The following is an 18085-nucleotide window of genomic DNA, read 5'->3' as shown; positions in this document are numbered from 1 at the left end:
AATAATTTTTTTAGATAACATAATTTGGGGCTCTAATTTGTTATCTGTATAAAGTGAAATGTCCAACAAACTCTCTATTATCATTTACATCATTCAGTTTAAGAACATACCAGTAATCACCTGAAGGCAATTCCTCTCCGTTATATCTACCGTCCCATTTTTGACCGTAGTGGTATTTCGCTATTACACGACCGTATCTGTCGAAGATTGAGAATTCTAGGTTGTTGTAAATATTAGTACAACCAGGTCCCCAATTGTCATAAACACCATCTCCGTTTGGAGTAAAGTAATTGTCAAGACAAACATCTACATAGATTGCTGGAACGATAAGCTCAAACGTACAACCGTTTTGATCTCTAACTATTACTTTATAATCTCCAGATTTGTAGATTTTGTATTTGTTAGATGATGTAAATGGCTCTCCGTTGAAACTGTATTCGTAAGCCGGAGCTCCACCCGAAGCGGTAACAGAAATAATATTCATCTCTTGCTGACCTGTAGCTTTAACAGCACCTAAGGCAGTGTAAGGATTAATTTTAAATGTAACGTCTGCCGAACATCCATTTGTATGTCTCACTGTAATAGTGTGATCACCTGCCGGCACATTTGTAAACGTGTTACCTGGTTGGATTACTCCTCCGTCAAGAGAATAATCTAATTGACTTTCATCTTCATAACCCGGATCCACTTTAACAAAATTAGCCTGAGCATTGTTTACGCAATCATAGTTTATTTCTACTGTTGGCTTAAGAGCTACAGATTCTGGCATGTCTATCTCCAATTCGAATGTACAACCATTTGTATCTCTCACATATACTGTATGCATACCTCCTACAAGACCTGTGTAATATTGTTCAGTTCCGGTAACAGGAGCATAAGTTCCGTCTCTATTGTCAAGGCTTGCAAAATATGGTGCAGTTCCTCCAGCGATTACTACTCCAAAAGCTCCATCTTTATCACCTTCACAAACTTCTGGTATCATAGAGTTAGGGATTTCACTAACACGTAATACTTCTGGCTGTAAAATTGTAATGTTATGAATAACGTGACAACCTAATATATCCTGAGCGATTACAGTATAACCACCAGCAGCTAAATCATTGAATGTACCGCTATCAACAAACTGATCTAAGTGAGGGCTAATTGCATATTTAATAGCGCCTTTACCTCCAGATGCTGTTACAACAATTCTACCATTATTTTCTAAATAACACTTAGCATCAAATTTCTCAAATGGTGCTATTAAAGCGTCTTCTGTTTCTGTTATTTCTACTATTTTACTTGTTTCACAGTCAAGACCACTCTTAACATGAACTGTATAGAATCCTTTTGCAAGGTTGGCAAAAATACCATCAGCTTGTGCAGCTCTTATTTCCAGACTTGTGCTATTATCTACAAGTGAGTATTGGTAATCACCTAAGCCTCCGGTTGCAACTGCATTTATCAATCCGCTAAAGTCACCTTTACAATTAACATGCGCATGACTTTGATCCACATCTAATGTTAATGGTGCCAATGGCTCTACAGTTATACCGTTTGATTGTACCACACAACCAAAACTGTCTTTTACATAATAGATATGGTAACCTACGGCAGCAGAAATAATTGTTTCTGAAGCGAAAGCAGGAGTACTGTATCCGTTTCCGTCTACACTATATGTATATGGTCCTGTACCTCCAACAACTGTTAATTTAAGATCTGCATCTGTACCACAAGTTGGGCCTTTATCTTGCGCAAGTGTTGCCTCAATTTTAGCCGGATTTGTCAAAGTGATAGTTGTAGCTACTGGCGCACTACAGCTAAATGCATCTTCAACAATAACTGCATACATTCCTGCTTTTAATCCTGTAAATACTGGATCAGTCTGAGGACCTAATGTTGTAACATCACCTTCAGGACTTGTATAAGTTAAACTATAAACATAGTCAGAACCTTTACCTCCAGCAACGTTACTTATTGTAATGATACCGCTATTATCTCCGTAACATGTTACTACAGTACTAGTTGGTATAGCATCAAATGTAATTACAGGTGGAATAACCAGGTCAACAGGTTCAGAAACCTTACAATCTTTACTATCTCTTGCACTTACAATGTAATGTCCTACACCTAAGTTTACAAAAATTCCATCTTCAGATGTTACAGTCGTTGTACCATCATACAATTCGTATATGTAAGTACCTTCTCCCCATCCGCCAGTTGCAGTTATAGTAATAGTACCATCACTGTTTCCTGATGCACAAGTAACTCTTGTATGATTAACATCAATTTTAAATTCTGTAGTTGGTTGAGTTATCTCAAAACTAGTTTTTACATCACATTTAGGATCATTAGTTAGTCTTGCAACAACATCATATCTACCGGCAATTAAACCCGTTAGTGGTAAAGTAATTCCCGTAGTCGTTCCAGCAAAATTCATTGGACCTGTTATAGTATAACTAAATCCGCCTGCTTCATCATCTGGAGTAGGTCTGTTGTCAACCATAGTTAACTCAACACTTCCATCAGCTTGACCAAAACAGATATCTGTTCTCGTTTTAGTAACTTTAAATTCGAACGAATTCGGATCAATTACTTTATAATCTCTTGCAATTGAACAATTTGTATCTGTATTAAGAACCGTAATTAAATAATCACCAATTCCTAAACCTGGAAATAAACCAGAATTATTTGTTACTGGTGGAATTACTGTATTAAGTGTTCCAGTTAAAGTATATTGTAATGGAGGTGTTGCTCCTGTCCATTTAACATTAACCTGAACTGTTTCATCTACATCACATGTTTTTGGTACTTTAGTATCAAATTCAATTCCGGTAAGTGTTGTAAACGGTATAATATCTATTGGCGTTGTACTTGTTCCTTCACAGAATTTGTCGTCATAAACTGTTACAGTATACGACCCACCTTTATGGTCTAACTCTGCGTATACATTCGAAGGTCCGTCGTACATAACTTCTGTACCATCTCTTAAGAATACATATCTTACATAATTTCCTGATCCACCCAATACTGTACCAACAGTAATTGTTGCATTGCTATTGATGTTGTCTCCTGCAGCACAAGTATATTGTGTATTGCTTACAGGCACAGTGATAGGAGCTGGCGTATCAACTTTAACTGTTGTAGATGCAGGACATCCTCTACCAGATTTTACAGATACTGTATAATCACCGGCTGGTAAATTATTGAATTCTGGTGATAACTGATCTACTATATTAACAGTCGCTCCTAGTATACTATATTTATAAATAGGGTCGGTGTTTAAAGGCGATAACGTAACTTTTATACTACCATTTGAGTAACCATCACATGTTACTGGTGAAGGCGTTGCAACAAACCCGTCAATAACAGCAGGGAATTCAATTTTTCCTTCAACATCTATTTCACATTGAGTAACATTATCTCTTACTACAAATGTATAGTCACCAGGTGCTAAATTAGGGAAGTTAGGAGTTACCTGCCATACCCCACTATTTTTTATCTGATACACATAGCTGTTTGGAGGTGAAACTGTACCACCGGAAGCATATATTGTAATTTCACCATCAGCATTATTACATTCTGGCACAATAGTCACATCTGCATGCGCTGCTAATGGCTCTAAAATAGTAAGAGGCGCAAGAGCTGTAACTTTACAACCGTTTTTATCCATTACAGTAACTGTGTAGTCACCTGGAGTTGTTACATTAAACTCAGGGTCATTTTGCCATGTCTGACCATCAATGCTATATTGTAATTGAGCAAGTCCTGTTGCTGCAACCTGAATTGTATATCCTGCTGCATTGTAACATTGACTTACAACATCAACATTCGTAATCGTTGGCATTGGATCAAGCGAAATGTTTACTGTTTTAACAGTGTAACAATTTTGACTATCTTTTACATACACATCAATAGAATCATACAATGGGGAAATTTGCGTTGTTGCAATTGTCGCCGTGTTTGTTGGTTTGTAATCTGCAAATGCCGGAACTGGCGATCCTACTGGTAAGAATAAATATGAATATCCTGGTGTACCTCCTTGAATGCTGCTCTCGTCTATTGTAAGTACTGCACCCGCAGTGTTACAATTTTGATTTACGTTTGTGATAACAATTCCTGAAATATCTAATACCGTAGGCGCTGTAATTGTCACTTTATTTGATAATACAACACATCTAGGATATCCTATTTGAGTGATTTCAACCTCATAATCTACTCCTTCTCCTAATCCAGTAATTGGATACGGATTATTAGTTGCAGCATTAATACCAGTTCCTGTAGCTACTGGAACTCCTGCAAGAAGAACTCTGTAGTCGTAAGTACCTGTGTATTTTTCTATATTAATTGTGATACTTCCGTCAGTAAATCCTTTACAGCTTACCATTGCAGATGGAGTTGCATTTACAACCATGATGTTGTATAATGGTACTTCATGAACATCTGTAAAGACAGTACATAAAGTAACTGTATCTGTAATTTTAAATTGATATGAATGACCTGCCGGAGCCGGGTAATTGAATGTTGCTCCTGTAGTAACTGTTGTTGCCGGTGTGCTATAAGCGCCACCATCTACAGATACCTGATAAGCAAAACTTCCTGTTCCGCCAACGATATCAACTTTTACAGTTTCTACTCCACTATTTGGGCAATCTGCTGCTACTAATAAATTAGCTTCAGCTGAAATTAATTTAGGGAATGGAGTGATTATAACCGGAACATCATCTTTACAATCATTTAAATCTTTAACGTAATAAGTAAGATTTTGAGTAAGTCCTGTATCAAATACTTTAAATGTATTTGTTTCATACCAGTCTGTACCGTTATTACTATATCTGTAATCTGCTAATAAACCTGTTCCTTTTCCACCTGTAGCTGTTACTGTAACAATTGTTTCTTTAATTGAATTAGTATCAGGCGTACAAGCGAAACCACCAGCAGTAGCAGCAGCTACAACCGGAGTTGCAGGATCTAAAACAACAGTTTGCAATATTGAACAACCTCTGTCTGAAATTACAGTAATATTATAAGTTCCTGCAATTAAGTCTTTAAATAGAGGTATAGTCTGAGTTACCAAAGTTCCCGCTGTTGGAGCTGTTCTGATAAGCGTATAAGTATACGGAGTATTATTATTAATAACCGGATCTAAATTCACTAAAATAGTTCCGTTACCAACATTACCCTGAACAACCGGTGTGCTTGAACAGAATGGAGAAGTTGGTGTTGTAGTAAATACCGGAATAGTTGGACTAACCATATCTACTGCAATTGTAACATCAGAACAAGTTCTTGTATCTGTTACCGTAAACACATAACTACCTGGATCAGTTACTGTATAATCTGAGTAACCAGCATTAGCAAACGGTATAACAGTTGCATCTAAAACTCCATCTTTTGTTACTGTATAGCTATATGTAGGATAACCCCCTATTGCACTAATTCTAATTGTACCATCAACAACACCTGTACAGAAAATATCTTTCTTTTTCTCTGCCGAAGCAAAAAGTTCTCCTGTAATTGTTGTGTTTACTGCTGTTGCGGTACATCCAAATTTATCTTTTACAGTAATATTGTACTGACCCGGATTTAAATTATTAAATGTATTTGATAACTGCCATGTTTGACCATTGTTGATACTGTATTCGTATACATCACCCGGTAAAATAAACGGAGATGTTGAAGAAGCAGTTACTACTAATGTAGATTTTGCTCCCGAAGTATAACAATATACTGATGATGCTGCTATTGTTGCTACCGGATTAATTGGTGTTACCAAATTAAATGAATCTGTAGCCACACAACCTTTAGCATCTTTAACAGATATAGCATAAGCTCCGACTGAAACAAGACCATCAAAAGCTCCTGTTGTATTAGTAAGAACTGAACCACCCGGAAGAGTTAATGAATATAAATAATCACCCCATCCGTCTTGAGCAGTAACTTTTACAGCTCCAGTAGTTTTACAACCTAGTGGTGTAACCACTTTATCAATAGCCAAAGCTAAAGTTGGAGTTTCTATTCTGAAATCTACAAACGCTGAACATTGTGTTTCATCGTCCTGAACAGTAATTCTATGATTACCCGGAGTTAACAATGTCAAATTGATTGCAGCAGCTGTTTGACCTGTAACCGCTGGGTTAGTATCAAGTACATAGTTATAAGTACCAACACCTGTTCCAAAACCAGTTACGACGAAACTTGCTTTTCCATCATTTGCATTAAGACAAGTAATGTCATCTGTAGATTGTTTAACGATATTGATTTTAGTAACGTCTTTTATTTCATAAGACAATTGTTTAATACAGTTAGTTGCTGCATCAGTTACCTGGAATACATAAGTACCAGGTCCAAGATTTGTAAATGATGGATTTGTACCATTATCAACAATTGATGCTACCGGAGAAACAATTTGATAAGTAAGTACTGCCGGCGGAACCGCAATTACGCCTGCCGAGTTTCTTACATTCGAAATGTTAACCGTTGTAGTCGTTACAGCACAAGTAATTGTTGCTGTTTGAGCCATATCAAAATTAATTGGCGGATCAAGTTTATAAATATTAACTGTACCTGAGTTTGCACAACCATTTTTATCTCTTACACTGTAAGGTATATTTAAGTGATCTACTTGTGTATCAATAACTGTATAAGTAGTTGTTGTACTGAAAGCACTATTATTAAAACTATATTCATAATCTCCAGAACCTCCTGTTGCTCCTAAAACAACCGTAGCACTTTGCCCAACATTACCTGTACCACACGTAAATGGAGTAATTACCGGCGTTGTAGCAAATACTTCTGTTGGCTGACCTAAAATTGCAGAACCTGTAACTTCACAACCAAGAGCATCTTTAATAATATAAGGATATGTTCCTGCAGCAACAGTATAAATTGTTGTGTTTGTGAAACCTAAGTTATTAAAGTTGTAAGTATATGGCGCTTTCCCTCCAGTTGCTGATAATTCGATAGTTCCGTTTCCTGAGAAACATAATGGCTGCGTTGGTTTGTAATCTGGTACAATTGGCACAATTGGCGCTATAATTACCGAATTAGTTTCAACTGGACAGTTATTGGCATCTGTAATTCTAAAAGTATAAGTATCAGCATTTGCAGAAGTAACCGGGTAATCAAAGAATGTTATCCCTGCTCCTAAAGCTGTAGCTGCACCGTAAGCTGCAGTACCTTTTTTCACACTGTATGAATATGGTGCTGTACCTTTTGTAATTGTTACTCTAATAATGGCATCTGCAACAGCATTTCCTGTTACAGAACAATCCAGGATTTTAGTTACCGCTGCTGTGGCAAGCGGAGTTGGGTTTATCGTTATTTTATGTTCTGTTTTACAACCATTTTTATTTTGAATAATAATAGTTTGTTCACCAGAATTAAGACCTGTAGCAGAATAAGTTAATCCTGTAAAGTTCACAAAATTACCTCCGTTAACACTCACAGAATATGGTGCCATTGTAGGCGTTGCATCTGTAACTGTAACATCTACTACAAATGATCCTTCTACAGCACATCTGTTTGGAACAGTTAGTGCGAATACCGGATCCGGATCCATACGTAAAATAACGTTATCTGTTCTGATACAGTTATTTGCATCTTTTACATAAACATAATATGTAATTCCAGCTAAACTTCCTGCTCTGTCAAAATTAGGCGAAGTTTCCCAAGTATCTGTTATAGCCGGAGCAGTAGCAGATGTAGTTACCTGATAAACGTATGGTGCTGTACCATCTTTACCTTCAACATTAATTACTCCTAAATTATCGCAGTTTGCATTTTTAATAACATATCCTTTAGCTGATAATGGAACAGAAGATTCTTTAATGTCAAAAGCTGCTGAAGCAGATTTACATCCATTATAAGAACCTGTACCATTTTCAATAAATTGTACATAATAACGTCCCGGAAGTAATGTACCTGGTGATGGGTATGTAACTACTAACGGTGTTCCAAAAGTAACCGGAGCTGTTATAGCTGGCCCAACTGGTGAATTAGCAGTAAGTGCTTTAAATATCTGGTATGTTACCGAAGTAGTTGTAGCGTCAAAATTAGTAAGAGTAAAAGTTACCTTTCCATCATTTGCACCTGTACAAGTTACATTCACAGGAGCAATAGATGATGTCATAGGCGACGCCGGTGCAATTGGAGCATCAGCTGCTTTTACATAATAACAATCTGTAGTTAAATCGTGTACCACAAAAGTATAAGTAACACCCGGAACAAGATTAGTAAACGTTTTTTGATCAGGGAAACCTGCATCAGCAGCAAACCAAGTTGTTGTATATGGTGAAACATTAGTTTCTAATAAACCAAACTGATAATTGTGACTTCCAACAGGAGCAACAACTGATACTCTTGCAGTACCACCGTTAATACAATCAGAAGGCGATACCGCCACATTAATTATTAAATCTGAAGGAGGTGATGCTATAGTAATGTTTTTAGATAAAGCACAACCATTGGCATCAACAACATTTATAGTATAAATACCATAGTTAATAACAGTAAATGTATGATTTTCTCTTGCAGTCGCCACATACGGGTTACCTGCAATAACATCTCCAAAATTGTTTGTAATAAAATATTTGAAAGGTGCTGTTCCTCCAACAATACCCTGAACTGTAACTTCTCCAAGACTCGAACCTCCCGGGTTGTTACAAGTAATATCAACTTTAGCTAAGCTAAAATCAATTGGAAGAGGAGCACTAATTGTAATGTTATCAGTATCAACACAACCTTTACCGTCTGTAACTGTAACAGTATAAGTACCGGCAGCTAATCCTGATGTTTGTGTGCCATAATTAAATGCAGTTGGTGCTGTTCTTTGTACATTAAATACAAATGGCGCAACTCCTTTAGTATTATCAATTGCAATACTAATTGCAGCTGTTTCTTCTCCACTACATTTTATAAACTGTGTTTGTGTAATACCAGTAATTACCGGTAATACAGGAGTAGTTACGTCAACAGCAACTGTAGATACCGCAGAACATCCGTCTGATGTAACTCTAAAGAAATATTGACCTGCAACTGTAGGATTAAATACAGCACCTGCAATTGCAACATAAGTTGGCGATGGAGCAATTCTATAAGCATAAGCATAAGTTCCGTCTCCACCACTTGCTGACAAGTTAATTTGAGCAGCTGTTGCCGTTGGAGGCGTAGTAGGACAAGTAAGATCTTTAGTCAATTTAGCTTCAAGAGTCAATTGATCATTAACTTCAATAGTTGTTGTTTTTTCACAACCATTGTCATCTTTTATACCTAAAGTATAAGTTCCAGGACCTGTAATTGTTTTAACCGGATTTGTGTTATAATTACCGTCAAGACCAAATTGAGCATTTGCTAAACCGTTATAAACACTTCCGGTAATTGTAACCGTAAATGAAGCACCAGAATAACATTGTGCAGCCACAACAGGATCTATTGTTGGCTCAGCATTTTTGGTAATCGTTACAGTACTTGTAGCAGGACAGCTATTGCCATCTGAAACATAAACATCATAACTTAAACCATCTACACTAGTGTCTTTTGTGAAAACTCCAGTCGTGTTATAATTTGCAGCAACTGGAGTTACTCCAGTTTTTACAACCGCGTAACTTAATGGAACTGTTCCTCCTGTTGCAGTAACTGTAATTGTTGTCTCTGCTTTATTACAGAATACTTTTGTTCCGGATGCGCTTGTAATATTAATCGCTGCCGGAGCAGTAAGTGTTACTGAAGCTGGTGCAGAACATCCTGTAGTTGGGTTAGTAACAGTAAGTGTATAAACTCCCACTGGTAATCCAGTAAAGTTAACTTCTGTTGCCGTTGCTGTTCCACCAGGAATAACTGTATTAGCAGCATTTCTTAGTACGTATGTAAATCCTGTTGAATTACCTCCAACAGCAAATTTAATAGCACCATTAGAAAGTCCGTTACAAGTAATAGCCGAAACTATTGAACCTGAAACAGTAATTGGTGTAACCGCTTTTATTTCATAATCTCCAGTAATTGTACAATTATTAGCATCGGTAACTTTAAATGAGTAATTACCTACTGCTAAATTTGTAAATGTATAGGAACGTCCTGCAATATTAGTAACAGCAGGAGTTGATGGGGATGTAATTTCATATTTAAATGGCGAAACACCATTTGTGAATGTCAAAGTTAAATCTGCATCTAATTCTGCTGCTTTACAAGTAATAGCATTAGATGGGGTTATAACAAGGTTTGTTGGCGGGTTTAAAGCGTCAATCACAACTCCTGCAGGAACTGTAAATGGACAGTTGCTTACATCAGTTACCACTATAGTCACTGTACCCGCTGTTGTAGTAGTATAAGTGTTTGAAGTAACAGGAGTCTGACCGTTATAACTATATCGGTATGGGTTTACGCCTGTAAACGGCGTTCCACCAGTTGCAGTTACAGTAATTGTAGCAGACTGAGCAGTATTTGATGCGTCACATGTTAATTTAGTTGTAACAGCTGCAGTAGCACTTAAACCATTTGTTGGTTCATTAATACTAACTGTTTTTGGTGTCGATACACATTTTTTAGCATCAACAATTGTGATTTCATATGATCCTGCAGGCAGATTCTCAAATTTATTAGTAGTTTGAGTTACTGTAGCTCCTGCCGGAGAAATTGGCATCAAAATATATTCATAAGTACCTGTAGAAGGAATACCGTTTACAGTAATACTTCCAGTAGACGCACCTTTACAAAGTACGTGTTCCGGTACTGTTGTAAAATCAGGTAATACTTTTGCATCTACAGTTCTTGAAACTACTGTTGTACAACCTTTGCTGTCAGTAATTTCAAAATAATAAGTAGCAGCGGTTGCAGCTGAATAGTTAAAAGTAACTAAACCTGCTCCAACAGCTGTATAAGCTCCGCTAAATGGAGCGCCTGTAGTATTTACTCTATATCTATAATCAGGATAACCGCTAGAGATATCAACTTTTATAATAGCATTCGCAGATGTTGGAGTTGTTGTAGTACAATCTAAATCTTTAGTTATCTGAGCATTTGCTGTAACTTGCGCAGCAATTGTCTGTGCAGTTAATGTTGTAGTACAACCCGTTACTTTATCTCTAACTATAATAGTATAACTTCCAGGGGTTAGTCCTGCAAAAGTTCCCGACGGAAAGTAATTAGTACCACCGTTTATGCTGTATTCATAATTTGGCTGTGGCGCTGTAACAGGCTCAGCTATTAAAGTAGCTCCACCATCAGCACAAAAATCAGATGTCGTACTAATTTGTGCCAAAGGCAATACTTTATCGTTAATAGTAAAGTTTTGTGCCGTAGTAGTACATCCACCTAAATCAGTTACAGTTACACTATATGTTCCTGCTCCTAAATTAGTAAACAAGTTGTTATTAGCCTGAACTATTGCTGTACCTGCCGGAGCAGTTGGCGTAACTGTATAGGTATAAGTTCCGGTACCATTTACAGCATTTATTTGTGCTGTCCCTTTTACCAAACAAGTAACATGTGTAAGAGTTGGTGCGTTTAAAGCTAAAGCAGCCGTTGGACCACCAACAGTTGCATTTGCAGTAACAGGACAGTTTGTTGTTGTACTTGTTACAGTAATACTATGAGATCCTGCAGCTAAAGCCGGACTTACAATAGTAAATGGATTTCCTGTTGAAGTTCCTGTTTGTACCGCTCCTGAATCTACTGTATAACTGTAATTTCCTCCAGTTGCAATACCGGTTACAGTCCATGTGATTGAACCATCTGTCGATCCAAAACAAGTAATGTTTTTTGGAGTACCTCCAACACTAAAAGTAGCTGGCAGTGCTATTGTATGAGTTTTTGAAGCAATACATTTATTAGCATCTCTTACTTCAAAAGTATATAAAACATTTGCATCAAGACCGTTAAATACATTGCTTGACTGGAATGCAGTTGTAGCAGATGCCGGTAATGAAATTCTGTACTCTAAACCTGCTGTTGGTACTGCAACACCTGCAGCATTTACAACATTTGTTATTGTAACATTTCCTTTATTAGTAGGACAAGTTGCTGCTGTAGTAGTAGTAATTGTCATTCCCGTAGGAGGGTTCAATGCATTGATTGTTCCTGCAGCTATAGTTTGACTACAAGAGTTTGCATCAGAAATAGTTACAGTATAAACACCTGCAACAGTTATGTTGCTAAATACTGCACTATCTTGTAGTCCTGCCACTGCAACACCGCCTCTTAATAATGTATATTTATACGCTGGTGTTCCTCCTTTAACTCCAGAAACTGTAATTGTTGCCGGTTGCTCGCAATTATATGTTGGTGCTATAGTTGCTACACCTTCTATAATAGCTGGCTCGAAAATTTTAAATGTATAAGTTCTAACACAATCATTTGCATCTTTAACAGTGAAGCTATAATCTGTACCGGCAGCAGAACCTGCTAAACCATCATAATGAGTTGTACTTGTAAAAGCACCTGTACCATTAAATTGAAATGTAAAAGGTGCCGTACCAGTTAAGCCTTTAAGGTCAACAGAACCATTTGCAACACCAATACATTTAGCATCATGTGTTTCTGATTCAGCTGTTACCGCCACTAATGCGTTAACTTTTTGGCTAATTGAAATTGGACATTTATTAGCATCCTGAATTTCAAAAGTATATGTATCTGAAATACCTGTAGAATAAGTAAAGACAGGATTTGTAGTAGTTCCTCCACCAGGTAAAACTGTACCTAAACTGTTTTTAATAACATAAGTATATGGTGCAGTACCTCCGGTTATTGTTACCTGAATAATTGCATCTGTACCAGTTGCTTTACAGCTTATTGAAGTTGTAACAGCACTTTTCGCTGTTAATTTTGGATCAATTTGTTGGCTTATTACCTGAGCCGAACAACTGTTAGCATCCATGATTTCAAAATCATAGGTACCTGATGTAGTAACATGATGAGTAAAAGTAGGTCCTGCAAAAGTTGTACTCCAGGCTCCATAAGTACCTGGGTTAAGTTTTACTCTATAACTAAATGGACCTTTTCCACCTGCAATCCTAACCACAATGTCAGCACCTACAGTTTCGCTAAAACATAAATTTGAAGTTGATTCAATAGTAACAGTAGGCGGTAATGAACCGGTGATTATTAAATCGGTTCCTCTCGAAGCGGAGCAAAGATTTTTATCTATACCCGAAACTTTATAAGATCCAGGAGTAAGATCATTATCTTTTACACGATACTTACCGTCAGCATCCAGAACGAAAGTAAAAACTTTTCCATCTGAAACTCTTGTAAGTGTAATATTATAAGGTCCTGTTCCACCACCAATAACAGCTGTAACTACAGAAGGAGTATCACAAGTTGCTACCGTTGCAGTTGCGTCTAAAGTAAATCTTTGAGGAGATGTAACCGTAGTCGGGATATCGAAATCACAACCTTGTGAAGTAGGATCACGGCGAACTCTAACACTATAAGTAGCAGCTGCTAGCGGACCTATTTTAACTGGATTAACAGTTGACTTTATCCAAGGCTCCTGATTATTTATAGAATAATAAAATTCACCTGTAAAATTCTCTCCAAAAATTTCAAAAGATCCGTCTCCGGCACCAAAACATGTTTCTCCTTTTAAATTTTGAATACGAGGAACAAATGGCGGTGGTGGAGTAACCGTTACCCTATATTGAAATTGTGCTCCACATACTCTTGGCACCTGGAATACTTTAATATCATCAATAGCAACGTCGTTACCTGAGGTTTCTCGAACATTAGAACGAACAATTAGTCGCAATGAAGTATTATTTCCCGGGTCAAGTGTGATTGCTGTTTGTGGGAATTTCTTCCAGTCACTATTTGTATTTGATCTTGGAATACTTCCGGTAGCAAACCATGAAATTTCTGTACCTGATGCATCTACCAACGCAATTCTTAAATTAGGGTCAGCTTTACCAGCTCCGGGCATCATCAAGTTCATTGCATAAAACTCAAACATGATAGGCTGATTTGGAATCACATCATTAATTTGTTTTTCATACAAAATTGTAGTTACCGGTATTTGGTCACCAATATTAACAGCAAGGAATCTACCTTTTAAAGCTGCCGTTCCTGATGTATGGTCTATTGGGTATCTCCAGCTCCATCCATTGGTTGCATTTTGATCAATATAACTCGTAACAGAGTAATCTCCATCATTTATCGCTTCACTTCCATTACAATGTGTAGCAGGTTGATTTGGAAGTTGTCTTTCAAAACAATAATAGAAAGTATTAATACCAGGTGAAGTTGTGTTTGCACCGCTTCCAAAACTTTCATCTAATAAATTACTATAAGTACTTGCAGATTTTATATTATAATCAACAGAAATATAATGCGTTCCTGTAGGAATATTTAAGAACACATTTGGGTTTGCAGTATTAGGATTAGGATTGCCATCAAGATAATAAGTAAAATTATATCTTGGATCACCCGCACCTTGGTTTATAATAACCGTTTGTGAACCTGTACCATCACAATTATAAATCAAATCGCCATAATCAACATCTGGAGGACTTGGTTTAGAATCGATTGTAATACCAGTCATGTCATAAGTACATCCCTTTGAATCTCTAATACGAACGGTATATGGTCCTCCGGCAGATAGATACCCTACATTGACAGCCGACCATCCATTATTATTAATAGCTTCATTGCTAAAAAAATACTCATAAGGAGGTGTACCACCTTGTGGATTTGTAATTCTTACCATACCTCTATCTGGATAAGGCGCACAACCTGGTAATGCTGCAACACCTGCAGAAGCAGTTAGGGCAGTAGTTGTACCAATAGTTTTTGTAGTAAAAGCATCTGTACACCAGTTATCTCTACTACGTACTTTATACCTAACTGTGATATTATAATCTCCAGCAGGCAAATTTGAAAAAACATTACTACTCTGCCAATTTGTACCATTGTCTTTACTATATTCTATATATGCATAACCATTTGTATTGGTTACATTTACAGTAATAGTTCCGGTTGGATTACAATTTCCACTAAGGACAGGATCAACAGTATATACTGGCTTTACTACATTGTTTCCACTTACGTTAATTGTTAAATCGGCAGTACAACCATTTAAATCCTGAACACGCATTATGTAAGTTCCTGCTTTGTCTACAATAACTCTTGTAGTTGGAACGTCAACGAAACCAGTATTGTTGTAATTTACAAAATAACGGTAAGTTCCTCCGGCTCCGCCATTGGCTCTACCCTGAATAATTCCTGTATTACATGAACTTAATGCAGTAGAAATATAAGATGTATTATTTAGCTGGTTTGCTGCTGTAATTGTAATTGACTGCGTATCGGTTACATTGCAATTAGTTCCTTTTATCGTTGTTACTATTGTATAAGTTCCAGCATCCAAACCTGTAAATTCATGTTCAGGAACAGATTTAGTTGGTGTAGTAGTAAGTGCAGTATTACTTGGGTTTTTAAATATTGCATAAGTATAATCATTGTTAACACCATTGGCAGTAACTTTAATACTCCCCTTTTGATTAAAACAACCTGGTTGTATAGCCGTTAGTGAAGTAGAAAGCCTGAATCTGCTAACTACTATATTTTTAACACTATAAATACAACCTCCCGTAATACCTTTCAATCTCATAAATACATTATAAGTATCTGGAGTAGTAGTTTCAAAAGTATTACTGTCCTGCCATGTATTAGGTGTAGGGTTTGTTGTAAAACTATACTCATACCCGGAACCTGTAGGAAAACTTACAGCCATAATTTTACCGGGAATAACACAAGCAGTGCTACCGGTGATTATATCACTTTTTATAATTCCTGTTGGATCTACTTCTGTTTTATAAACATTAAAGTAAAATGTGCTTTCAGTATTATCTGAAAATCTAATGATTACTCTAAATTCACCTGCACTATTTGCATTATAATCTGCTCCTTCTGCAACACCTGCCCAAGAACAGTTCTCTGCTACATTCGGACAGTTTCCGTTACTAATAGGGGTACATCCTCCTGTACGTCGTTGCCATACAATTTTGGTAGCATTGGCAATAGTCGTCTGGATTAATCTTGAGTCGTTATCTCCACACAAAAATAATTTTGGGAGAAAACTTCCGTCAATAGGACATTCCGCAACTGTACCAGCATAAGTACCCGTAGCATACTTAATAACAGGATGCGTAATAGCAGCTGCTAATCCCTTAGCAACAGTATCATTTTTAGCAGTAAAACCAATTTTATTAATAAATTGATTATTCGCCTGAAGGAATAAGTTTTTATTTCCTTCATGATTAATTTTTGCATTAAATGCTATCAAATTTTGCGAGTAGGATACAAAATTTAATAACAAAGCCAAAGCAAAAATCAGCGTTCTTAAAATAGTAGGTTTTTTCATAATCATTCTATTTGTTTTTACTTACACTTCAGTTCCTGAGGGGCATCAGAAAGCAAAATAATTAGCACTTATAAACATTTAATCTTTAGTATTTACTCTTTAATAAAGAGCTGCCTATACTTTTTATTTATCTTTAATTCTCCACTTTTACGATCGCCATTTTCCCGTTATATGGCGCATTTCCTTTAGATTCCATTGCCTTTTGAGCTTCTTGTAATCCATCGACTTTTTCGTAATAGATGTAGTATTTACTTGTTGTTACGTTGTAGAAGAAATTAACATCTGTACGTCCCGCGGCAACCGCTTTAGTTAAGAATTCATCTCTTTTTTCAACACTGCTGTGAACTGCAATAATTAAATAAAAACCGCTGTCAGCATTTTTAATATTTTTTATAATCTGCATGTTCGACTGGTCTTCACCAAAATCAAAATCACTTGCAGTTAACGGTGTACTACTTGGTTTCGTAGTTTCTTTTATACGTTTAAGAGCTGCTAGATCCTGTGCGTATCTTCCCTGATCATTCTCGTATGCTGCCTGCTTAATTCTTCGTTTCTTCTCAATTTCAGTTTCAGCTTTAATGCGTTCTAAATTCGCAAGTAATGCTACACTATCTGCTTCCATTTTTAATTGTGCCGCTTTCAATTGGTTTATTTTTTCTAAATAAGCCCTGTTTGTAGCATCATTTTTATTAGGGAACTTTTTAAGTCTTTCGTTATATAAATTAGTTAGCCTTGCAATTTCATCTTTCTGAATTCTGTTTGCTTCAGCTATTTGTAATTTTAAAGCTTCTATCTGACTATTTTCAGCTGCTACACTTTTAAAAGGTTTTGGCTCTTTGTAAATTCCTTTATCACTTAAATCATTTTCTTCTTTTAAGTCATTAAGATCTTTTTGTTTATTTGCTACACTAGCGTTAAACTGTGTTAATAAATCATCTTGAGTTTTAGCAGATGCATCTAATGAAAGTGCTAAATTATCAATTGCTTTTCCTGCCTCGTCTGTAGCAGCCGCTCTTGCTAGTGCATCTGCATCAGCTTTCGCTTTAGCGTCTGCAAGCAGCTTCGCTTGTTGTGCTTCTTCAGCAAGTCTTAATTGTCTTGTTTCTTCTTCGGCTTTCAATTTTTCATTTGCTTCTGCATCAGCTTGCGCTCTTTGATCAGCTAATAATCTTGCTTGTTCTGCTGCCATATCAGCTTTTGCTTTTGCATCTGCAGCTAATTTTGCCTGCTGAGCTTCTGCATCTGCTTTTGCTTTATTTTCAGCAGCTAATCTTTTTTGTTCTGCTTCTACATCGGCTTTAGCTTTTGCTTCTGCAACTAATTTTGCTTGTTGCGCTTCTGCATCTGCTTTGGCTTTTGCCTCTGCTGCAAGTCTAGCTTGTTCTGCTTCTACATCGGCTTTAGCTTTTGCTTCTGCAACTAATTTTGCTTGTTGCGCTTCTGCATCTGCTTTGGCTTTTGCCTCTGCTGCAAGTCTAGCTTGTTGTGCTTCTGCGTCGGCTTTGGCTTTTGCTTCTGCAGCTAATTTTGCTTGTTGTGCTTCTGCATCTGCTTTCGCTTTTGCCTCTGCAGCTAGTTTTGCTTGTTGTGCTTCTGCATCGGCTTTGGCTTTTGCATCTGCAGCTAATTTTGCTTGTTGCGCTTCTGCATCTGATTTAGCTTTTGCTTCTGCTGCAAGTCTAGCTTGTTGTGCTTCTGCGTCGGCTTTGGCTTTTGCTTCTGCAGCTAATTTTGCTTGTTGTGCTTCTGCATCTG

At 36.9% G+C, this 18085-nt stretch carries 1 protein-coding gene and 1 pseudogene; both read right to left on the bottom strand.

The features are described from left to right. Positions 1-40 precede the first annotated feature (40 nt). Complete coding sequence (locus SD960_RS15765) at positions 41-16330, bottom strand: T9SS type B sorting domain-containing protein (protein ID WP_318804627.1); 16290 nt, start codon at positions 16328-16330, stop codon at positions 41-43. A gap of 133 nt (positions 16331-16463) precedes the next feature. Continuing rightward, positions 16464-18085 (bottom strand): annotated as a pseudogene (locus SD960_RS15760) (hypothetical protein); the annotation flags it as partial.

The sequence above is a fragment of the Flavobacterium sp. MMLR14_040 genome (assembly GCF_033657265.1).
Lineage (GTDB): Bacteria > Bacteroidota > Bacteroidia > Flavobacteriales > Flavobacteriaceae > Flavobacterium.
Note: the sequence above shows the minus strand (reverse complement) of the source record. Positions and strands in the feature narration are given on the sequence as shown.

Coding starts and splice junctions, on each gene's coding strand:
- SD960_RS15765 (WP_318804627.1), bottom strand. CDS start 16,330: ATGAAAAAACCTACTATTTTAAGAACGCTGATTTTTGCTTTGGCTTTG.